At 61.0% G+C, this 20,964-nt stretch carries 17 protein-coding genes; 8 read left to right on the top strand and 9 right to left on the bottom strand.

Annotated elements, in window-relative coordinates; genetic code table 11:
* Positions 1 to 168: 168 nt before the first annotated feature.
* From prpD to AC193Q_RS01755, 6 genes are all read right to left on the bottom strand, one after another.
* The gene (gene prpD / locus AC193Q_RS01780; RefSeq protein ID WP_121184490.1) at positions 169 to 1,653 is read right to left on the bottom strand and encodes a 2-methylcitrate dehydratase; all 1,485 of its coding nucleotides are present in this window, start codon (positions 1,651 to 1,653) and stop codon (positions 169 to 171) included.
* Positions 1,654 to 1,835: 182 nt separating this feature from the next.
* The gene (gene prpF, locus AC193Q_RS01775) at positions 1,836 to 3,038 is read right to left on the bottom strand and encodes a 2-methylaconitate cis-trans isomerase PrpF (protein WP_476286609.1); all 1,203 of its coding nucleotides are present in this window, start codon (positions 3,036 to 3,038) and stop codon (positions 1,836 to 1,838) included.
* A gap of 54 nt (positions 3,039 to 3,092) precedes the next feature.
* Positions 3,093 to 5,687: a Fe/S-dependent 2-methylisocitrate dehydratase AcnD gene (gene acnD / locus AC193Q_RS01770; protein ID WP_121184486.1), complete on the bottom strand. Its 2,595-nt coding sequence runs from the start codon at positions 5,685 to 5,687 to the stop codon at positions 3,093 to 3,095.
* A 205-nt stretch (positions 5,688 to 5,892) separates the two neighbouring features.
* Positions 5,893 to 7,020, bottom strand: a complete 1,128-nt coding sequence (gene prpC, locus AC193Q_RS01765; RefSeq protein ID WP_047292992.1) for a bifunctional 2-methylcitrate synthase/citrate synthase — start codon at positions 7,018 to 7,020, stop codon at positions 5,893 to 5,895.
* A 146-nt stretch (positions 7,021 to 7,166) separates the two neighbouring features.
* Complete coding sequence (prpB, locus tag AC193Q_RS01760; RefSeq protein WP_041067638.1) at positions 7,167 to 8,057, bottom strand: methylisocitrate lyase; 891 nt, start codon at positions 8,055 to 8,057, stop codon at positions 7,167 to 7,169.
* Positions 8,054 to 8,776, bottom strand: coding sequence for a GntR family transcriptional regulator (locus AC193Q_RS01755; protein ID WP_174377155.1), 723 nt, complete (start codon positions 8,774 to 8,776; stop codon positions 8,054 to 8,056). The genes prpB and AC193Q_RS01755 overlap by 4 nt, the downstream gene beginning before the upstream one ends.
* Before the next feature lie 291 nt (positions 8,777 to 9,067).
* Here AC193Q_RS01755 and rloA point away from each other — a divergent pair, with 291 nt between their 5' ends.
* From rloA to pabB, 4 genes are all read left to right on the top strand, one after another.
* Positions 9,068 to 9,604, top strand: coding sequence for a retropepsin-like aspartic peptidase RloA (rloA, locus tag AC193Q_RS01750; protein ID WP_025110318.1), 537 nt, complete (start codon positions 9,068 to 9,070; stop codon positions 9,602 to 9,604).
* Between the two features lie 5 nt (positions 9,605 to 9,609).
* Positions 9,610 to 11,145: an osmotic stress tolerance membrane protein RloB gene (gene rloB / locus AC193Q_RS01745; protein WP_041067624.1), complete on the top strand. Its 1,536-nt coding sequence runs from the start codon at positions 9,610 to 9,612 to the stop codon at positions 11,143 to 11,145.
* The gene (locus AC193Q_RS01740; protein ID WP_483879078.1) at positions 11,145 to 12,131 is read left to right on the top strand and encodes an alpha-L-glutamate ligase-like protein; all 987 of its coding nucleotides are present in this window, start codon (positions 11,145 to 11,147) and stop codon (positions 12,129 to 12,131) included. The genes rloB and AC193Q_RS01740 overlap by 1 nt, the downstream gene beginning before the upstream one ends.
* A gap of 211 nt (positions 12,132 to 12,342) precedes the next feature.
* The gene (gene pabB, locus AC193Q_RS01735) at positions 12,343 to 13,686 is read left to right on the top strand and encodes an aminodeoxychorismate synthase component I (RefSeq protein ID WP_476286612.1); all 1,344 of its coding nucleotides are present in this window, start codon (positions 12,343 to 12,345) and stop codon (positions 13,684 to 13,686) included.
* A 118-nt stretch (positions 13,687 to 13,804) separates the two neighbouring features.
* Here pabB and thrH read toward each other — a convergent pair whose 3' ends face one another.
* Positions 13,805 to 14,422, bottom strand: a complete 618-nt coding sequence (gene thrH, locus AC193Q_RS01730; RefSeq protein ID WP_095667096.1) for a bifunctional phosphoserine phosphatase/homoserine phosphotransferase ThrH — start codon at positions 14,420 to 14,422, stop codon at positions 13,805 to 13,807.
* Positions 14,423 to 14,585: 163 nt separating this feature from the next.
* Here thrH and AC193Q_RS01725 point away from each other — a divergent pair, with 163 nt between their 5' ends.
* The 3 genes from AC193Q_RS01725 (at position 14,586) to AC193Q_RS01715 (ending at position 18,222) form a co-directional block, all read left to right on the top strand.
* Positions 14,586 to 15,320, top strand: a complete 735-nt coding sequence (locus AC193Q_RS01725; RefSeq protein ID WP_047292986.1) for a phosphoadenylyl-sulfate reductase — start codon at positions 14,586 to 14,588, stop codon at positions 15,318 to 15,320.
* 580 nt (positions 15,321 to 15,900) lie between these two features.
* Positions 15,901 to 17,439, top strand: coding sequence for an NCS1 family nucleobase:cation symporter-1 (locus tag AC193Q_RS01720; RefSeq protein ID WP_121184479.1), 1,539 nt, complete (start codon positions 15,901 to 15,903; stop codon positions 17,437 to 17,439).
* 54 nt (positions 17,440 to 17,493) lie between these two features.
* A complete protein-coding gene (locus AC193Q_RS01715) occupies positions 17,494 to 18,222 on the top strand; it encodes an aspartate/glutamate racemase family protein (protein WP_047292982.1) in 729 nt (242 codons plus the stop codon).
* A 133-nt stretch (positions 18,223 to 18,355) separates the two neighbouring features.
* Here the strand turns inward: AC193Q_RS01715 and AC193Q_RS01710 are convergent, their stop codons facing one another.
* Positions 18,356 to 19,282: a LysR family transcriptional regulator gene (locus tag AC193Q_RS01710; protein ID WP_047293057.1), complete on the bottom strand. Its 927-nt coding sequence runs from the start codon at positions 19,280 to 19,282 to the stop codon at positions 18,356 to 18,358.
* A 126-nt stretch (positions 19,283 to 19,408) separates the two neighbouring features.
* Here AC193Q_RS01710 and AC193Q_RS01705 point away from each other — a divergent pair, with 126 nt between their 5' ends.
* A complete protein-coding gene (locus tag AC193Q_RS01705) occupies positions 19,409 to 20,155 on the top strand; it encodes a 3-oxoacyl-ACP reductase family protein (protein WP_047292979.1) in 747 nt (248 codons plus the stop codon).
* Positions 20,156 to 20,234: 79 nt separating this feature from the next.
* On the opposite strand, the gene AC193Q_RS01700 is transcribed toward AC193Q_RS01705, so the two are convergent.
* Positions 20,235 to 20,930: an HAD-IA family hydrolase gene (locus tag AC193Q_RS01700; RefSeq protein ID WP_047292977.1), complete on the bottom strand. Its 696-nt coding sequence runs from the start codon at positions 20,928 to 20,930 to the stop codon at positions 20,235 to 20,237.
* Positions 20,931 to 20,964: the final 34 nt, after the last annotated feature.

The raw sequence follows: 20,964 nt of genomic DNA, 5'->3' as shown, positions 1-20,964 counted from the left end.
CCCGCTCCCACAGGGTTTCAGAGTGTTCATGCATGTTGTGCCAGGCACAAAACCTTGTGGGAGCGGGCTTGCCCGCGAAGGCGGCGGCACATCCAGCATTGATGTTGCCTGACACACCGCTAGCGTGAGCAGGCTCACGCCCGCAATTGGTCTTCAATGCTCGCGTTGTCAGATGACAAACAGGTCGATGAAACGATTCACGGGGGTCGCTTCAAGCTGCGCCTGATTCTTGCACAATGCGAAGATCTCGCCGCTGCGCTGCGCAGTGAATCGGGTCAGCAGATTCGCCTTGAACTTGTCCTCCAGCAATGGAATACCTTCGACCCGGCGCCGACGGTGGCCGATCGGGTATTCGACCACCACGTTCTCGGTGCTCGATCCATCCTTGAAAAACACCTGCACCGCGTTGGCGATCGAGCGCTTGTAAGCCTCCAGGTATTCGCGGGTGAAACGCGGGTCTTCGACGATGACCATTTTCTCGCGCAGCACATCGATGATCGGGTGCGCGGCGTGGAAGTCGTCCTCGTACTGCTCGGCCAGCAGATTGCCGAACGCCAGCGGCACGGCGGTCATGTACTGCAGGCAGTGATCGCGGTCGGCGGCGTTGGCCAGCGGTCCGACCTTGGAGATGATGCGAATCGCTGACTCATGGGTGGTGATGACGATGCGGTCGATCTCATGCAAGCGGTTGCGCACCAACGGATGCAAGGTCACCGCCGCTTCGCAGGCCGTTTGCGCGTGGAATTCGGCGGGGAAGCTGATCTTGAACAGCACGTTTTCCATCACGTAACTGCCGTAGGGCCGCGAAAAACTGAAGGTGCGTTTGCCCTCCGGCTTGAGCGCCAGATCGTTGTTGGTGTGGCTGAACGACACGTCATAGAAGCCCCACTGTTTGGCCGTCAACACCCCGGGAACGCCCATCTCGCCACGCAGGGCGATGTCGGCCAGACGCACGCCGCGGCTGGTCGCATCCCCCGCCGCCCAGGACTTGCGCGACCCGGCGTTCGGCGCATGACGATAAGTGCGCAAGGCCTGACCATCGGCGAAGGCATGGGACAACGCCGACAGCAGTTGTTCGCGATTGGCGCCCATCAGTTTGGCGGTGACGGCGGTCGAAGCGACTTTCACCAGTAGAACGTGGTCAAGGCCGACGCGGTTGAACGAATTTTCCAGAGCGATCACGCCTTGAATCTCGTGGGCCATGATCATCGCTTCGAGCACGTCGCGCACGGTCAGTGGCGCTTCGCCGTTGGCGACACGCTTCTGCGACAGATGATCAGCCACCGCGAGAATCCCGCCGAGGTTGTCCGACGGATGCCCCCATTCGGCCGCGAGCCAAGTGTCGTTGTAATCAAGCCAGCGCACGATGCAGCCGATGTCCCACGCGGCTTTCACCGGGTCCAGGCGATAGGGAGTGCCAGGCACGCGCGCCCCGAATGGCACGACGGTGCCCTCGACAACGGGGCCGAGGTGTTTGGTGCAATCGGGGAACCGCAGCGCCAGCAGGCCACAGCCCAACGTGTCCATCAGGCAGTTGCGGGCGGTGTCGAGGGCTTCGGCAGATTCGATGTTGAAGGTGAGGACGTAATCGGCGATGTCCTGCAGGACACGGTCGTAGTCGGGGCGGTTGTTCAGGTCGACGTTGGCACTCATGTTCGATTCACTCTGGCAGTGGTTCGTTGATGGGACCTCGGTTCAGGCGATGGATTTTTCTTTTTGAAATGCAATCTCTGTAGGAGCTGCCGCAGGCTGCGATCTTTTGATTTTGCTTTTCAAGATCAAGATCAAAAGATCGCAGCCTGCGGCAGCTCCTACAGTTCTGTTCGGTGTTGGATTCAGAAGGAGTCGCCAGGGATGCGCACGTAGCCTTCCATGAGGACCCGCGCACTGCGACTCATGATGGCTTTTTTCACCACCCACTCACCGTTTTCCAGGCTGGCCTCGGCACCCACGCGCAGGGTTCCGGAAGGATGGCCGAAGCGCACTGCGTTGCGTTCGATACCGCCCGCCGCAAGATTCACCAGCGTCCCGGAAATCGCCGCCGCCGTGCCGATCGCCACCGCTGCCGTGCCCATCATCGCGTGGTGCAGTTTGCCCATCGACAATGCACGCACCAGCAGATCGACATCAGCGGCAGCAATCGATTTGCCGCTGGACGCGACGTAATCCGCAGGTTTGGCGACGAACGCGACTTTCGGCGTGTGCTGCCGCTTCGCTGCTTCATCCAGAGTCGAAATCAGGCCCATGCGCAACGCACCGTAGGCGCGGATGGTTTCGAACATCTGCAGCGCTTTCGGGTCGCTGTTGATCGCGCCTTGCAGCTCGGTGCCGGTGTAGCCGATGTCTGCGGCGTTGACGAAAATCGTCGGGATCCCGGCGTTGATCATGGTCGCCTGGAACGTCCCGACACCCGGCACCTCCAGCTGATCGATCAGGTTGCCGGTGGGGAACATCGAACCGCCGCCGCCCTCTTCTTCCGCCGCCGGGTCCATGAATTCGACCTGCACTTCGGCGGCCGGAAAGGTCACGCCGTCGAGTTCGAAATCACCGGTCTCCTGCACTTCGCCGTTGGTGATCGGCACATGGGCGATGATGGTCTTGCCGATGTTGGCCTGCCACACGCGCACCACCGCGACACCGTTGTGCGGAATGCGGCTGGCCTCCACCAGACCGTTGCTGATGGCGAACGAACCGACCGCTGCCGAGAGGTTGCCGCAGTTGCCGCTCCAGTCCACGAACGGTTTGTCGATGGAGACCTGACCGAACAGGTAATCGACGTCGTGATCAGCCTTGATGCTTTTGGACAGGATCACGGTTTTGCTGGTGCTCGAGGTGGCGCCGCCCATGCCGTCGATCTGCTTGTCGTACGGGTCGGGACTGCCGATCACCCGCAGCAGCAAGGCATCGCGGGCCGGGCCGGGAATCTGCGCGGCTTCGGGAAGATCCTTGAGGCTGAAAAACACGCCTTTGCTGGTGCCGCCGCGCATGTAGGTGGCGGGTATTTTGATCTGCGGTGCGAACTTAGCTGCGTGAGCCATGGTGCTCCTTATCCGCAAACGCGGGTCAACCGACCCGCGCTCGCACTACGTGATTTAAACGGCAACCGCCGACTCTTCGAGGAAGTCCTGGGCGAAGCGTTGCAACACGCCGCCGGCCTCGTAGATCGACACTTCTTCGGCGGTGTCGAGGCGGCAGGTCACCGGCACTTCAACGCGCTCGCCATTCTTGCGGTGGATTACCAGCGTCAGGTCGGCACGCGGGGTGCGGGCGCCGATCACGTCGTAGGTTTCGCTGCCGTCGATGGCCAGCGTGTGACGGTCGGTACCCGGTTTGAACTCCAGCGGCAACACGCCCATGCCCACCAGGTTGGTGCGGTGGATACGCTCGAAGCCTTCGGCGACGATCGCTTCCACGCCTGCCAGGCGCACACCTTTCGCCGCCCAGTCGCGGGACGAGCCCTGGCCGTAGTCGGCGCCGGCAATGATGATCAACGGCTGCTTGCGCTCCATGTAGGTTTCGATGGCTTCCCACATGCGCATCACCTTGCCTTCCGGCTCGACCCGCGCCAGCGAACCCTGCTTGACCTTGCCGTTTTCCTGGACCATTTCGTTGAACAGTTTCGGGTTGGCGAAGGTTGCACGCTGCGCGGTCAGGTGGTCGCCGCGGTGCGTGGCGTAGGAGTTGAAGTCCTCTTCCGGCAGGCCCATTTTCGCCAGGTATTCGCCGGCGGCGCTGTCGAGCATGATCGCGTTGGAGGGCGACAGGTGGTCGGTGGTGATGTTGTCCGGCAGCACCGCCAGCGGGCGCATGCCCTTCAGCGGACGCGCCCCGGCCAGTGCGCCTTCCCAGTACGGCGGCCGGCGGATGTAGGTGCTCATTTCGCGCCAGTCATACAGCGGCGCGACTTTCGGGCCGGTGTCTTCGTGGACGGCGAACATCGGGATGTAAACCTGCCGGAACTGCTCAGGCTTGACCGAAGATTTCACCACCGCGTCGATTTCTTCATCGCTCGGCCAGATGTCTTTCAGGCGGATTTCCTTGCCGTCGACCACGCCCAGCACATCTTTCTCGATGTCGAAACGGATGGTCCCGGCGATGGCGTAAGCGACCACCAGCGGCGGCGACGCGAGGAACGCCTGTTTGGCGTACGGGTGAATGCGGCCGTCGAAGTTGCGGTTGCCGGAGAGCACAGCAGTCGCATACAGATCGCGGTCGATGATCTCTTGCTGGATCACCGGATCGAGTGCGCCGGACATGCCGTTGCAGGTGGTACAGGCAAACGCGACGACGCCGAAACCGAGTTGTTCCAGCTCCGTGGTCAGCCCCGCTTCGTCGAGGTACAGCGCTACGGTTTTCGAACCCGGCGCCAGCGAGGATTTGACCCACGGCTTGCGCGTCAGCCCCAGCTTGTTGGCGTTACGCGCCAAGAGGCCGGCGGCGATCACGTTGCGCGGGTTGCTGGTATTGGTGCAGCTGGTGATCGCGGCGATGATCACCGCGCCGTCAGGCATTTGCCCCGGCACGTCGTCCCACTGCCCGGAGATGCCTTTGGCCGCCAGATCCGCTACCGCCACACGGGCGTGCGGGTTGCTCGGGCCGGCCATGTTGCGCACCACCGAAGACAGATCGAAACTCAGGCCACGCTCATATTGCGCGCCTTTCAGGCTGTCGGCCCACAAGCCGTTGAGTCTGGCGTACTGCTCGACCAACTGCACTTGCTGGTCTTCACGGCCAGTGAGTTTCAGGTAGTCGATGGTCTGCTGGTCGATGTAGAACATCGCCGCCGTGGCGCCATATTCCGGGGCCATGTTGGAGATGGTCGCACGGTCGCCAAGGGTCAGCGCGGAGGCACCTTCGCCGAAGAACTCCAGCCAGGCGCCAACGACTTTCTGTTTGCGCAGGTACTCGGTCAGGGCCAGCACCATGTCGGTGGCGGTGATGCCCGGTTGCAGCTTGCCAGTCAGTTCAACGCCGACGCTTTCCGGCAGGCGCATCCACGAGGCGCGACCGAGCATCACGCTCTCGGCTTCGAGACCACCGACGCCGATGGCGATCACGCCCAGTGCATCGACGTGCGGGGTGTGGCTGTCGGTGCCGACGCAGGTGTCGGGGAACGCCACGCCGTCGCGCACCTGGATCACCGGAGACATTTTCTCCAGGTTGATCTGGTGCATGATGCCGTTGCCCGGCGGGATCACGTCGACGTTCTTGAAGGCCTTTTTGGTCCAGTTGATGAAGTGGAAACGGTCTTCGTTGCGCCGGTCTTCGATGGCGCGGTTCTTCTCGAACGCCTGCTTGTCGAAACCGCCCGCTTCCACCGCCAGCGAGTGGTCGACGATCAGTTGCGTCGGCACCACCGGGTTGACTTGCGCCGGGTCGCCACCCTGCTGGGCAATCGCATCACGCAGGCCAGCGAGGTCCACGAGCGCGGTCTGGCCGAGAATGTCGTGGCAGACCACGCGCGCCGGGAACCACGGGAAGTCGAGGTCGCGCTTGCGTTCGATCAGTTGCTTGAGGGAGTCGGTGAGCGTGGCCGGGTCGCAGCGACGCACCAGGTTCTCCGCCAGCACGCGGGAGGTGTACGGCAGAGTGTCGTAGCTGCCGGGCTGAATCGCCTCGACGGCCGCACGGACGTCGAAATAATCCAGGGAACTGCCGGGCAGGTTTTTGCGGAATGCTGTGTTCATCGGGTCAGGACTCGGGTCACGGTGGTTTCAAAGGGTGAGCTGGACACTGATCTTGAAGTTCACACCAAACCCTGTGGGAGCTGGCTTGCCAGCGATAGCGGTGGGTCAGTCGACATCAAGGTTGGATGTGACTCAGTCATCGCTGGCAAGCCAGCTCCCACAGGGTCCTTGGTGAACCTCTGGATCAGTGTTCAGTCCTCACCATTCAGCGACGTTCGATTGGCACGAACTTGCGCTGTTCAACGCCGACGTACTCGGCGCTTGGACGGATGATGCGGTTGTTGGCACGCTGTTCGAACACGTGCGCGGCCCAGCCGGTCAGGCGCGAGCAGACGAAAATCGGCGTGAACAGCTTGGTCGGGATGCCCATGAAGTGGTACGCCGAGGCATGGTAGAAGTCGGCATTGGGGAACAGTTTCTTCTGCTCCCACATGGTCTTGTCGATGGCTTCGGAAACCGCGAACAACACCTTGTCACCGACTTCGTCAGCGAGTTTTTTCGACCAGCCCTTGATCACCTCGTTGCGCGGATCGCTGTCCTTATAGATCGCGTGGCCGAAGCCCATGATCTTGTCCTTGCGCTCCAGCATGCCGAGGGTGCCCTTGATCGCCTCTTCCGGCGACGAGAAGCGCTCGATCATTTCCATCGCCGCTTCGTTGGCGCCGCCGTGCAGCGGGCCGCGCAACGAACCGATCGCTGCAGTGACGCAGGAATACAGGTCGGACAGGGTCGATGCGCAAACACGAGCGGTAAACGTCGAGGCGTTGAATTCGTGTTCGGCGTAGAGGATCAGCGACACGTTCATCACTTTGACGTGCAGTTCGCTCGGTTTCTTGTCGTGCAACAGGTGCAGGAAGTGGCCGCCAATCGATGGCTCATCACTGACGCAGTTGATGCGTTTGCCGTCGTGACTGAAGCGATACCAGTAGCACATGATCGCCGGGAAAGCGGCGAGCAGACGATCGGTCTTGTCGCGCTGCTCGGAGAAATCTTTCTCCGGTTCGAGGTTGCCGAGGAACGAACAACCGGTGCGCATGACGTCCATCGGGTGAGCGTCGGCAGGGATGCGTTCGAGCACTTCTTTCAGTGCTGGCGGCAGATCGCGCAGCTTGCTCAGCTTTTGCTGGTAGGCGTCGAGTTGCGCCTGGGTCGGCAGTTCGCCGTACAGCAGCAGGTACGCCACTTCTTCGAACTGCGCGTCGGCTGCCAGTTCACGCACGTCGTAGCCGCGATAAGTCAGCCCGGCACCGGCCTGGCCCACGGTGGACAGTGCGGTTTGCCCGGCAACCTGGCCCCGGAGCCCGGCGCCACTGAGTACTTTTGCTTCGGCCATTGCTGTCTCCAATCTTGAATTTGTTAGGGAATCTGCAATTACGGTGTTGTTGGCAAAAGATCGCAGCCTTCGGCAGCTCCTGCATCGACCGCGTTCCTGTAGGAGCTGTCGAGTGAAACGAGGCTGCGATCTTTTGATCTTCGCCTTTATTTTTTAGCGGCAAACAACGCATCGAGCTTCTGCTCGAAGGTGTGGTAGTCGATGCGATCGTAAAGCTCCATGCGTGTCTGCATGGTGTCGATGACATTCTGCTGGGTGCCGTCGCGGCGGATCGCGGTGTAGACGTTTTCCGCGGCCTTGTTCATCGCGCGGAACGCCGACAGCGGGTACAGCACCAGCGACACATCGGCGCCAGCCAGTTGCTCGGTGGTGTACAGCGGTGTCGAACCGAACTCGGTGATGTTGGCGAGGATCGGTGCCTTCACCCGGTTGGCGAACAGCTTGTACATCTCAAGTTCGGTGATGGCTTCCGGGAAGATCATGTCGGCGCCGGCCTCGATGCACGCGGCGGCGCGATCCAGTGCCGACTCCAGACCTTCAACCGCCAGCGCGTCAGTGCGCGCCATGATCACAAAGCTGTCATCGGTACGGGCATCGACCGCTGCCTTGATGCGGTCGACCATTTCCTGCTGGGTGACGATTTCCTTGTTCGGACGGTGACCGCAGCGTTTGGCGCCGACCTGGTCTTCGATGTGAATCGCCGCCGCGCCGAACTTGATCATCGACTTCACGGTGCGCGCCACGTTGAACGCCGAGGCGCCGAAACCGGTGTCGACGTCCACCAGCAGCGGCAAGTCGCAGACGTCGGTAATGCGCCGCACGTCAGTCAGCACGTCATCCAGGCCGGTGATGCCCAGGTCCGGCACGCCGAGCGAGCCTGCGGCCACCCCGCCACCGGACAGGTAGATCGCCTTGAAGCCGGCACGCTTGGCCAGCAGCGCATGGTTGGCGTTGATCGCGCCGACCACCTGCAATGGATGCTCGCTGGCGACCGCATCGCGGAAACGCTGGCCTGGAGTGTTCTGCTTGGAACTCATGACTCACCTCGTTCAGTGGCTGTCTTATTGTCGGCGCCGTCCTGGTAATGACGGGCGATGTTGCGTTTCGAGGCGCCGATGTGGCGGCGCATCAACAATTCCGCGAGCTCGCCGTCACGGTCGGCGATGGCATCGAGAATCCGGTGGTGTTCGGCAAACGCCTGACGTGGCCGATTGGGCGTGGTGGAAAACTGGATGCGGTACATGCGCACCAGTTGATACAACTCGCCGCAGAGCATCTGGGTCAGGGTGCGATTGCCGCTGCCCTGAATGATTCGATAGTGAAAGTCGAAATCGCCTTCCTGCTGGTAATAGCCGACGCCGGCCTGAAACGCCGCGTCGCGCTCGTGGGTTTCCAGCACCCGGCGCAGTTCGTCGATGTCTTCGACGCTCATGCGCTCGGCCGCCAGCCGACAGGCCATGCCTTCAAGGGATTCGCGGATTTCGTAGAGTTCGAGCAATTCGGCATGGCTGAGCGACACCACTCGTGCGCCGACATGCGGTACGCGCACCAGCAGGCGTTGACCTTCGAGCCGATGAATGGCCTCGCGCAGCGGCCCGCGGCTGATGCCGTAGGTGCGCGCCAGCTCCGGCTCGGAGATCTTGCTGCCGGGGGCGATCTCACCTTTGACGATGGCCGCCTGGATGCGCCGGAAGACGTTTTCCGAGAGCGTCTCGGAATCGTCGCCGCTGATGACCGGGGGATCGAGTTGATCCAGCATGATTGTCGACACCTTCAAATCCAATGCGGCAAAAACTAGCCAATTAGCCCGCACCAGTCAAAGGATAAATCCACATTGTCGACAATCGTCTAATAACCCTCTCCAACAACCCCAAGGGTTATAGACCGGCGCGAGCGCTGGCGCCATAAAACCACCGTGCTAGAATGCCGCCCGCATTTGCTGGCCATTTGTACGGCTTGTCATAAAAAGCTGATAGGCACACGCAGGCGCTTGCGCAAGTTTTGCCAGGAACCTGAACCGAAAACGGAACGCTGCGCACCAGGATTTATGAGACTCAAGCCCTTCCCCACATTTTTTGCGCTGTTTTGCCTGCCCGGCCTCGCCGCGGCGGGGGAAAAAACCGTGTACGGCCTCAACGAATATGCATCGCTTGACGGCATCAATCTGCAAGTCGCGGCCAAACTCGACACCGGCGCCAAAACCGCCTCACTGAGTGCCCGCGACATCAAACGCTTCAAACGCAATGGCGAGTCGTGGGTGCGTTTCTACCTGGCGATCGACGCTGCGCATTCGCACCCGATCGAACGGCCGCTGGCCCGGGTCAGCAAGATCAAGCGCCGCGCCGGCGACTACGACCCGGAAGAAGGCAAGAAGTACACCGCGCGTCCGGTGATCGAGCTGGACATCTGCATGGGCACGGCGTTGCGCAGCATCGAAGTGAACCTGACCGACCGTAGTGCGTTCCAATACCCGCTTTTGATCGGCTCCGAAGCGCTGAAACGCTTCGACGCGCTGGTCGACCCCAGTCTTAAATACGCTGCCGGCAAACCCGCCTGCACCATCGCCGCTCATACCGCCGAGTAATTTCCATGCGTTCTCTAACCTTCCACCTGAAAATCCTGATCACCATTCTGGTGCTCCTGGGCGTTTCGGTTACGGCCTATCAGATTTTCGTGCTCGGCATCCCGGTGACCGAAGACGCTACCGACGACCTGTGGAACATCGACGCCAAAGTCGAGTTCGTCGCCAGCACCAAGGATCCGGTGAAAGTCCAGATGTTCGTGCCGCCGCTGAGCCGCGATTACGTCAGCCTCAACGAAAGCTTTATCTCCAATAATTACGGCGTGGCGGTCAATCGCGTTGACGGCAACCGCAAGGTCACCTGGTCCGCGCGCCGGGCCAAGGGCAACCAGACCCTTTATTACCGTCTGGTGCTGACCAAACGCTATACCGCAGAAAAATCCAAGATCAAAGGCCCGACCTTCCGCGACAGCATCGCCATCGAAGGCCCGGAAAAAATCGCCGCCGAAGCCCTGCTCGCACCAATCCGCCAGCACTCGGCCGACGTCGAGACCTTCATCGGCGAAGCGATCAAACGCGTCAACAACGTCAACGACGACAACGTCAAACTGCTGCTGGCCGGCGACCCGTCAACGCCGCACAAGGCGAAGATCGTCGAACTGCTGTTGTCGATCGCCCACGTACCGGTAGAAAAAGTCCACACCATCCGCCTCGTTGCCGATCAACCGCAAACCCCGGAGCTGTGGCTGCGCAGCTTCAATGGCAACGACTGGCTGTACTTCAATCCGGAAACCGGTGAGCAAGGCCTGCCGACCGACCGTCTGCTGTGGTGGACCGGTGATGAAAACCTGATCACCGTCGACGGCGCGAAGAAAGCCAACGTGACCTTCAGCCTGAACAACAGCGAGATGAACGCGATTCGTCTGGCCAAGCTGACCGACGAAAACACCGACGCCAACTTCCTCGAATACTCGTTGTACGGCCTGCCGCTGCAGACCCAGCAGACGTTCATGATCATGGTGATGATCCCGATCGGCGTGCTGGTGATCCTGATCCTGCGCAACCTGATCGGCCTGCAGACCCTCGGCACCTTTACCCCGGTGCTGATCGCCCTGGCCTTCCGCGAAACGCAACTGGGCTTTGGCATCCTGCTGTTTACCGTGATCACCGCGCTGGGCCTGTCCTTACGGTCGTACCTGGAGCACCTGAAGCTGCAGATGCTGCCGCGCCTGTCGGTGGTGTTGACCTTCGTGGTGGTGCTGATTGCCGCCATCAGCCTGTTCAGCCACAAGCTGGGGCTGGAGCGCGGTTTGTCGGTGGCGCTGTTCCCGATGGTGATTCTGACCATGACCATCGAACGCCTGTCGATCACCTGGGAAGAACGCGGCGCCAGCCATGCCATGAAAGTGGCGATCGGCACCCTGTTCGCCGCCTCGCTGGCCCACCTGATCATGACCGTGCCGGAGCTGGTGTACTTCGTGTTTACCTTCCCGGCGATCCTGCTGATTCTGGTCGGTTTCATGCTGGCGATGGGTCGCTATCGCGGTTACCGCCTGACCGAACTGGTGCGCTTCAAGGCTTTCCTGAAGAAGGCTGACGCCTGATGTTCGGTTTCTGGAAGACCTGGAAGGCTCTGGAGGCGCGGGGCATCATGGGCATCAATCGGCGTAACGCCGACTACGTGCTCAAGTACAACAAGCGCAGCCTGTACCCGATCGTCGATGACAAGATCATCACCAAGGAGCGCGCGATCGAGGCCGGCATTCATGTGCCGGAGCTGTATGGCGTGATCTCCACGGAGAAGGAAATCGACAAGCTCGACGCGATCATCGGCGGGCGCAACGATTTCGTGATCAAGCCGGCTCAAGGTGCGGGCGGTGACGGCATCATCGTCATCGCCGACCGCTTTGAGGGCCGCTACCGAACGGTGTCGGGCAAGATCCTTGCCCACGAAGAACTCGAGCACCACATCTCGAGCATTCTCACCGGCCTGTATTCGCTGGGCGGCCACCGCGACCGCGCGCTGATCGAATACCGGGTGACCCCGGATCAGATCTTCAAGAGCATCAGCTACGAAGGCGTGCCGGACATCCGCATCATCGTGTTGATGGGCTATCCGGTGATGGCCATGCTACGCCTGCCAACCCGTCAGTCCGGCGGCAAGGCCAACCTGCACCAGGGCGCCATCGGCGTCGGTGTCGACCTCGCCACAGGCCTGACCCTGCGCGGCACCTGGCTGAACAACATCATCAACAAACACCCCGACACCACCAACGCGGTGGACGGCGTGCAACTGCCCTACTGGGACGGTTTCATGAAACTCGCCGCCGGCTGTTATGAACTGTGCGGCCTGGGCTACATCGGTGTGGACATGGTGCTGGACCAGGAAAAAGGCCCGCTGATTCTCGAACTGAATGCGCGGCCGGGGCTGAATATCCAGATAGCCAACGACTGCGGGCTGACTCAGCGTACGCATGCAGTCGAAGCGCATCTGGAGAAGCTGAAGGCGCGTGGCGTGACCGAGTCGGTCGAGGAACGGGTGGCGTTTACTCAGGAGATGTTTGGGCATATTCCGGCGGTCGAGGGCTGATCCCTGTGGCGAGGGAGCTTGCTCCCGCTCGGCTGCGCAGCAGTCGTAAGATTTTTGGGGAGCGCTTCGCACTCCAACGGGAGCAAGCTCCCTCGCCACAGGTTGCTCGTCGGCCGCTGCGGATCTGCCAATCCCCGACATCCCCTCTAGGAGCAATTCCCGCAGAGGACTACAATCCCCACCCCGCCTCGATGGCCGATCTGCCCCGCCCATGTTGACCTGTTCCGTACACCCGCTGCCCTACCGTGCCAACCCCGCCGACTACTTCGCGGCCATCCGCCATGCGCCCGGCGCCGTGCTGCTCGACAGCGGCCGGCCAAGTGCCGACCGTGGCCGTTATGACCTGCTCAGCGCCTGGCCGCTGGCACAACTGGCGGTGTTGCCCGATGAAAGCGGCGACGTATTCCTGCAACGCCTGCGGGATAATCTGACTCGCCTGGGCGAAGCGCAACTGCCTGCCGAATATGACCTGCCTTTCGCCGGCGGCCTGATCGGCTATCTGAGCTACGACTTCGGCCGACATCTCGAGAATCTGCCGAGCCTGGCCCGGGACGATCTGCAACTGCCCGACGCGCGGTTCGGCCTGTACGACTGGGCGCTGATCAGCGATCACCAGACCGCCACCAGTCAATTGGTGTTTCACCCGTCACTGGCCGACAGCGAGCAGCAACGACTGATTGCGCTGTTCAGCCAACCGACCTCAGCGCCGCTGATGCCGTTCAAGTTGCACACGCCGATGACTGCCGATCTTTCGCCGGACGACTATCGCCAGGCGCTGGAACGCATTCATCAATACATCCAGGCCGGCGACTGCTATCAGGTCAACTTCGCCCAGCGTTTCCGCGCAACCTGCCAAGGCGATCCATGGCTGGCCTACTGCGCGTTGCGCGAGGCTTGCCCGACACCGTTTTCCGGTTTCCAGAGCCTGCCGGACGGCGACGCGGTGTTGAGCCTGTCGCCAGAGCGCTTCGTCAAAGTCAGCCAGCGCCAGGTGGAAACCCGCCCGATCAAAGGCACTCGCCCGCGCGGTCTGACGCCTGCCGAAGACGCGGCCAACGCCGCCGAACTGCTGGCCAGCCCCAAGGATCGCGCGGAAAACCTGATGATTGTCGACCTGCTGCGCAACGACCTCGGCCGCACCTGCCGCATCGGCTCGGTGCGGGTACCGGAGCTGTTCAGCCTGGAAAGCTATCCGAACGTGCATCACCTGGTCAGCAGCGTGACCGGGGAACTGGCGGATGACCGCGACGCACTCGACCTGATCGCCGGCAGCTTCCCCGGCGGCTCGATCACCGGCGCCCCGAAGATCCGCGCGATGCAGATCATCGACGAACTGGAGCCGACGCGACGCGGGTTGTATTGCGGCTCGCTGCTGTACCTGGACGTACGCGGCGAGATGGACAGCTCCATCGCGATTCGCAGTCTGTTGGTCAAGGATGGGCAGGTGTGTTGCTGGGGGGGTGGCGGGATCGTGGCTGATTCGGATTGGCAGGCGGAGTATCAGGAGTCGATTACCAAGGTCCGAATCCTCCTCGAAACCCTGCAAAACCTCTGAATGACGCAAACCCTGCAGGAGCTGCCGAAGGCTGCGATCTTTTGATCTTGATCTTGATTGTTTAAAAACAGGATCAAAAGATCGCAGCCTTCGGCAGCTCCTACAGGGGGATTGAGGATTACAAGGACAGGTCGCGGTTCGAAGCCTTGAGGAACTCCTGCTTCAACTCGACAAACGTATGCACCGCCGGGAACTGCGGGAACTCGCGAATCACGTTGTCCGGCGCATGGAACAGAATTCCCGCGTCCGCCTCGCCGAGCATGCTCGTGTCGTTATACGAATCACCCGCCGCAATCACTCGGTAGTACAGGCTCTTGAATGCCAGCACCGACTGACGCTTTGGATCTTTCTGACGCAGTTGATAGCTGGTCACCCGCCCACTGTCGTCAGTGATCAGGCGGTGGCAGAGCAAGGTCGGGAAGCCCAGTTGGCGCATCAGCGGCTGGGAGAATTCGTAGAAGGTGTCCGAGAGAATCACCACCTGGAAGCGCTCGCGCAGCCAGTCAACGAACTCCACCGCGCCATCCAGCGGCTTGAGGGTGGCGATCACTTCCTGAATGTCCGAGAGCTTCAGGCCGTGCTCGTCGAGGATGCGCAGACGCTGCTTCATCAGCACGTCGTAATCGGGAATGTCCCGGGTCGTGGCCTTGAGGGATTCGATTCCGGTTTTTTCGGCGAAGGCGATCCAGATTTCCGGTACCAGTACCCCTTCAAGATCCAGGCAAGCAATTTCCACAAGACACTCCCGTTTGTAGTGATTATCGAGTCGAGCGAGCCCGAACTCTAGCGACTCCCCCGCGACCGCGCAACGCAGCGGGCGCCCCTTACTCCGCCGCTTTTTGTTACCATCGGCGCCATATAGAGCGCCCAGCGCCACCGACCTGTAGGAAGCCGCCCTGATGAGCCCAACGTTCGATGTCGTGGAACTCGCCACGACCTATGCCAACAAATCCGCCCAGGACATCCTGAAACTCGCGTTCGCCGAGTTCGGTGATGAACTGTGGATCTCTTTCAGTGGCGCCGAGGATGTGGTGCTGGTGGACATGGCCTGGAAGCTGAACAAGAACGTCAAGGTGTTCAGCCTCGACACCGGCCGCCTGCATCCGGAAACCTATCGCTTCATCGATCAGGTGCGCGAGCACTACAAGATCGATATCGAACTGGTGTCGCCGGACTACACGAAACTCGAACCGTTCGTGAAGGAAAAAGGCCTGTTCAGCTTCTACAGGGACGGTCATGGCGAATGCTGCGGCATCCGCAAGATCGAGCCGCTGCGCCGCAAACTGTCTGGCGTCAAAGCCTGGGCCACTGGCCAGCGTCGCGACCAGAGCCCGGGGACCCGCAGCGCCGTGGCGGTGCTGGAAATCGACACCGCGTTCTCCACCCCGGAACGCACCCTGTACAAATTCAACCCGCTGGCGCAAATGACCAGCGAAGAGATCTGGGGCTACATCCGCATGCTCGAGCTGCCCTACAACAGCCTGCATGAGCGCGGCTTCATCAGCATCGGCTGCGAACCCTGCACCCGCCCGGTCCTGCCGAACCAGCACGAACGCGAAGGCCGCTGGTGGTGGGAAGAAGCCACGCAGAAAGAGTGCGGGCTGCATGCGGGGAATATCATCAGCAAGGCCTGATCTCTAAATCCATTGACATCCCCTGTGGGAGCGAGCCTGCTCGCGAATGCGGAATCTCAGTCGACATCTTCGCTGACTAATCCAACGCATTCGCGAGCAGGCTCGCTCCCACTTTTTTGCACCTGTGCGACCTTAAAAATGTGTACACACGAATGTCACCATCGGTGCCATTTATGTGTGCACTTTTTGTTTTAGCGCCCTGAAAAGTTACATCCCTTGGCAAAATGCCTCTGTCTTGCCACCTGCGCAAAATCCCCCGCAAAAAATAAATAACTGTTCAATCGGTCAATTTATAACCAAATATTTTCAACCACTTAGCGTTCATTGATAACTTTTCGAAATGAGCGCAGCGCTCCATAGATCGCTAACTGGCACAGATCTGGCTTTGGTGCATACATGTTTTGTATACAAAACTGCAAAACATCTATCCACACTTTCGATCCGCAAGCCTGAAGCGCCCTATCCCGTACAGGCTGCAGATGCCCCGTAACCAGTGATGTTTGCTGGCCGCGACGAAGATTTGTCGAGCCCTGAGCTCATGCACAGTCATCGCGGCCCCGCCCATCAGGAGCCTGCCGGAATGCGTACAAGTCTCTCCAACAACATCGCGTTGAATCTGCCCGCCTCTGCCCTCGACCAACCATCGCCCGACGTGGGTCTGGCCGCCCCGCTACAACTGAGCCCACGCCTGCACAACAGCGACCTCGCACCGACCCGGGCCGAAGGTCGGCGCTGGGGCAAATACAGCATCTTCGCGCTGTGGACCAACGATGTGCACAACATCGCCAACTACTCGTTCGCCATCGGCCTGTATGCGTTGGGCCTGGGCGGCTGGCAGATTCTGCTGTCGCTGGGGATCGGTGCGGCGCTGGTGTACTTCTTCATGAACCTGTCCGGCTACATGGGGCAGAAAACCGGGGTGCCGTTTCCGGTGATCAGCCGGATCAGTTTCGGCATTCACGGCGCGCAGATTCCGGCATTGATTCGCGCGGTAATCGCCATCGCCTGGTTCGGCATTCAGACGTATCTGGCGTCGGTGGTATTTCGCGTGTTGCTGACAGCGATTCACCCCGGGTTCGCCGATTACGACCACAACTCGATTCTCGGCCTGTCAACGCTGGGCTGGGTGTGCTTCGTGGTGATCTGGTTCGTGCAACTGGCGATCCTCGCCTATGGCATGGAAATGGTCCGCCGTTACGAAGCCTTTGCCGGGCCGGTGATTCTGCTGACCGTCGCCGCGCTCGCCGCGTGGATGTACACCCAGGCCAATGCGACCATCGCCTGGTCGATCCGCGACCCGCTGACCGGTGGCGAGATGTGGCGCAACATCTTTGCCGGCGGCGCGCTGTGGCTGGCGATCTACGGCACGCTGATCCTGAATTTCTGCGACTTCGCCCGCTCCTCGCCATGCCGCAAGACCATCAAGGTCGGCAATTTCTGGGGCCTGCCGGTCAATATTCTGGTGTTCGCTGCCATCACCGTCCTGCTCTGCGGCGCGCAATTTCAGATCAACGGGCGGGTCATCGAAAGCCCGACCGAAATCATCGCTTCGATTCCCAACACATTCTTTCTGGTGCTCGGTTGCCTGGCGTTCCTGATCGTCACCGTGGCGGTGAACATCATGGCCAACTTCGTCGCCCCGGCCTTCGTGCTCAGCAACCTGGCGCCGAAATACCTGACCTTCCGCCGCGCCGGGCTGATCAGCGCGACCATCGCCGTGCTGATCCTGCCGTGGAACCTCTACAACAGCCCACTGGTAATCGTGTATTTCCTCTCAGGCCTCGGCGCCCTGCTCGGCCCGTTGTACGGCGTGATCATGGTCGACTACTGGCTGATCCGCAAAGGCCGGATCCACGTCCCGCAGTTGTACAGCGAAGATCCCGACGGTGCCTATTACTACAGCCGCGGGGTGAATTTCCGCGCGGTGGCGGCGTTCATTCCGGCAGCGCTGATTGCCATCGTCCTGGCGCTGGTCCCGGGGTTCCACAGCATTTCGCCGTTCTCCTGGCTGGTGGGTGCCGGCATCGCCGCCCTGCTCTACCTGATCATCGCCAAGCGTCAGCCGCACTACGCCGACGTCAGCGGCGAATCCATCGCCGTCGATAACGTCAGCCATTAATTTCCTCGCGGCCCGGACTTCGGGCCGCCGAACTGCCCGCAATAAGGACTTCTCATGCGTATTCTTGTGGTCAACGTCAACACCACCGAATCCATCACCCAGGCCATCGCCCGCTCGGCGCAAGCGGTCGCTGCCCCCGGTACGGAAATCGTCGGTCTGACGCCGTTCTTCGGCGCCGACTCGGTGGAAGGCAATTTCGAAAGTTATCTGGCGGCCATCGCCGTGATGGATCGGGTGATGTCCTACGACCAACCGTTCGACGCGGTGATTCAGGCGGGTTACGGCGAACACGGTCGCGAAGGTTTGCAGGAACTGCTGAACGTGCCTGTGGTGGACATCACCGACGCCGCCGCCAGCACTGCGATGTTTCTCGGCCACGCCTATTCGGTGGTCACGACGCTGGATCGCACCGTGCCGCTGATCGAGGATCGACTGAAACTGTCCGGCTTGTGGGATCGCTGTGCATCGGTGCGGGCCAGCGGTCTGGCGGTGCTGGAACTGGAGCACGAGCCACAACGGGCGCTGGAAGCCATCGTGCAACAAGCGGAACTGGCGGTGACCCAGGACAAGGCCGAAGTGATCTGCCTGGGTTGCGGCGGCATGGCCGGGCTGGATGAACAGATTCGCCGCCGTACCGGGGTGCCGGTGGTGGACGGCGTGACGGCGGCGGTGACCATTGCTGAATCGCTGGTGCGGCTGGGGTTGTCGACGTCCAAAGTGCGGACCTATGCGACGCCCCGGCCGAAGCAGATCATAGGCTGGGCGGAGCGGTTTGCCCGGTAGACCGCGTTATCGTTCTTCGCGGGCAAGCCTCGCTCCCACAGGTTTCGCGTTGTATCACCATCATGTGAGCGACGAAGAACCTGTGGGAGCGTGGCTTGCCCGCGATGGCCACACCTCGGTCCCAAAGTCCTGCTCAAACAGCACTGAACCGCCGAGCCAACCCCCGCTCTGCAAACTGCTCAATCACAAAATCGACAAACGCCCGAGTCTTGCCTGGCAACAATTTATGCTCGGCGTAGTAGATCGAAATGTTGCCGTCATCGATGTACCAGTCCGGCAGTACGCGCTGCAATGTGCCAGCCTCCAGATACCCCACGGCAAACGGCATGCTGACCAGCGCGATCCCCAGCCCCTGCGCTGCCGTGGCGCAGGCGGCTTCGGAGTCGCTCATGGTCATTCGCGTCTTCAGGGTCAAGGGCTGACAGAGCTGACTGCCGCTGCTGATCAACTGCCAGGAGCGCACCCGACCGGTTTGCGGCGAACGAATCAGGATACCATCGTGACGTTGCAGGTCGTCCGGTTCGGCAATCGCCTCGTGCTTTTGCAGGTAGTCAGCAGACGCCACCAACACACGATGCGCGGGTGCCAACTTGCGTGCGACCACGCCTTGGGGCAATTCAAAGCCCCCGCCAATCGCCGCATCGAAACCCTGCCCAATCAAGTCGACCTGACGGTTATCAAAATGCCAGTCCGGGTTGATCGCCGGAAACCGACGTAAAAACTCTTGCAGCAACGGCACGATGTACAAACGCCCGAAAACCGTGCCCATGCTGACTTTCAACGTCCCCGCCGGCAGTCCTTCCACACTCGACAGATTGGCCACCGCATTCTGAATCGTCGTCAGACTGCCACTGACCTGACTCAAAAACAGCTTGCCGGCCTCGGTCAGGGTCAGGCTGCGTGTACTACGCTGGAACAGCCGTACACCGAGCCGCACCTCGAGCTTCGCCACACTCTTGCCGACGGCGGCCGGGGTCAGGCTCAAGCGCCGGGCGGCCTCGGCAAAGCTGCCGACTTCGGCGCTGCGCACGAAGCATTCGATACTGCTGAAAGTTTCCATGATCGCCACTATAAACTTCTGGTTTACACAGACTATAGCAATCATGGTCTACACGGTTGTCGATGCGAGGCCGATACTCGGCTCCAACAACAAGGCACCCCGCCTTGAATTTTCTGGAGATCGAACATGACCACTCAACACCTCAGCGGCAAAGTCGCTCTGATTCAAGGCGGTTCCCGTGGTATCGGCGCCGCCATCGTCAAACGTCTGGCCGCCGAAGGCGCCGCGGTCGCCTTCACCTACGTCAGCTCCACCGCCAAGGCCGAAGAATTGCAAAACAGCATCACCGCCAACGGCGGCAAAGCGTTGGCGATCAAGGCCGACAGCGCCGACGAAGGCGCTATCCGCAACGCCGTCAGCGCCACCGTCGACGCCTTTGGCCGCCTGGATATTCTGGTGAACAACGCCGGCGTCCTGGCCATCGCGCCGCTGGAAGACTTCAAACTGGAAGACTTCGACCAGACGCTGGCGATCAACGTACGCAGCGTGTTCATCGCGTCTCAGGAAGCCGCCAAGCACATGGGCGAAGGTTCGCGCATCGTCAACATCGGCAGTACCAACGCCGACCGCATGCCCTTCGGCGGTGGCGGTGTGTACGCGATGAGCAAATCAGCACTGGTCGGTCTGACCAAAGGCCTGGCCCGCGACCTCGGCCCGCGCGGCATCACCATCAACAACGTGCAACCCGGCCCGGTCGACACCGACATGAACCCCGCGCACGGTGATTTCGCTGAAAGCCTGATCCCGCTGATGGCGGTGGGCCGTTACGGCACTGCCGATGAAATCGCCGGTTTCGTCGCCTATCTGGTGGGCCCGGAAGCCGGTTACATCACCGGTGCCAGCCTGACCATCGACGGTGGTTTCGGCGCCTGATTGCGCTGAATCCCGGGTACAAAAAACGCCGCACCTCTTTACAGAGAGCGGCGTTTTTTATGGGCGCGTTACTGGGGGCTCAAGTCCACTCCAGCGCTGGCAAACCGCAGGCACTCGGGGTGAATGCCTTGAGCGTGCGCAGAATCCCGTCGGCGTGAGTGTATTTTTCATCAGCCATGGCCGCGTCGGGAATCGCGATGGCAGTCATCCCCGCCGCTTTCGCCGCGGTAACGCCAAACGGCGAATCCTCGAACACCAGGCAATCCTCAGGCGCGACACCCAGACGCCGGGCCGCAGTGAGGAAGATGTCCGGCGCCGGCTTGGCTGCGCCGACTTCCGGGTCGTCCGCCGTGACAATGAAGTCGAACAGCGCAAACCAGTCGCGGTGCAAGGTGGTTTTCTGGCCGAACGACTGTCGCGACGAACTGGTGCCTACGGCGATCGGGATGTTGTGTGCCTTGAGGTGGCGAATCAGCTCCTCCGCGCCCGGCATCGCCTGAGCATTGGGAAAGCGTTCACGCATCAGCGGCTCGCGGATCACCAGAAACTCTTCAGCGCTGATCGGCAGATCAAGCGCCTGCACCACGTAGTTCGCCAGATCATTGGCGCCGCGCCCGATGATGTTCTGTTTAACGCTCCAGTCGAAAGTCCGCCCGTAACGCTCGGCAATAAGCGAGGTGACCTCGGTGTAGATGCCCTCGGTGTCCAGCAGCAAACCGTCCATGTCGAAAATCACGGCCTTGATCGGGCCAAACGTCTTCATCGGTGCATTCATCATCGGATCCGTTATCAAAAACATCCCGGGCGGC

The organism is Pseudomonas sp. F2 (assembly GCF_057174385.1).
The sequence above is the reverse complement of the archived record's forward strand: the minus strand, read 5'-3'. Positions and strand labels throughout refer to the sequence as shown.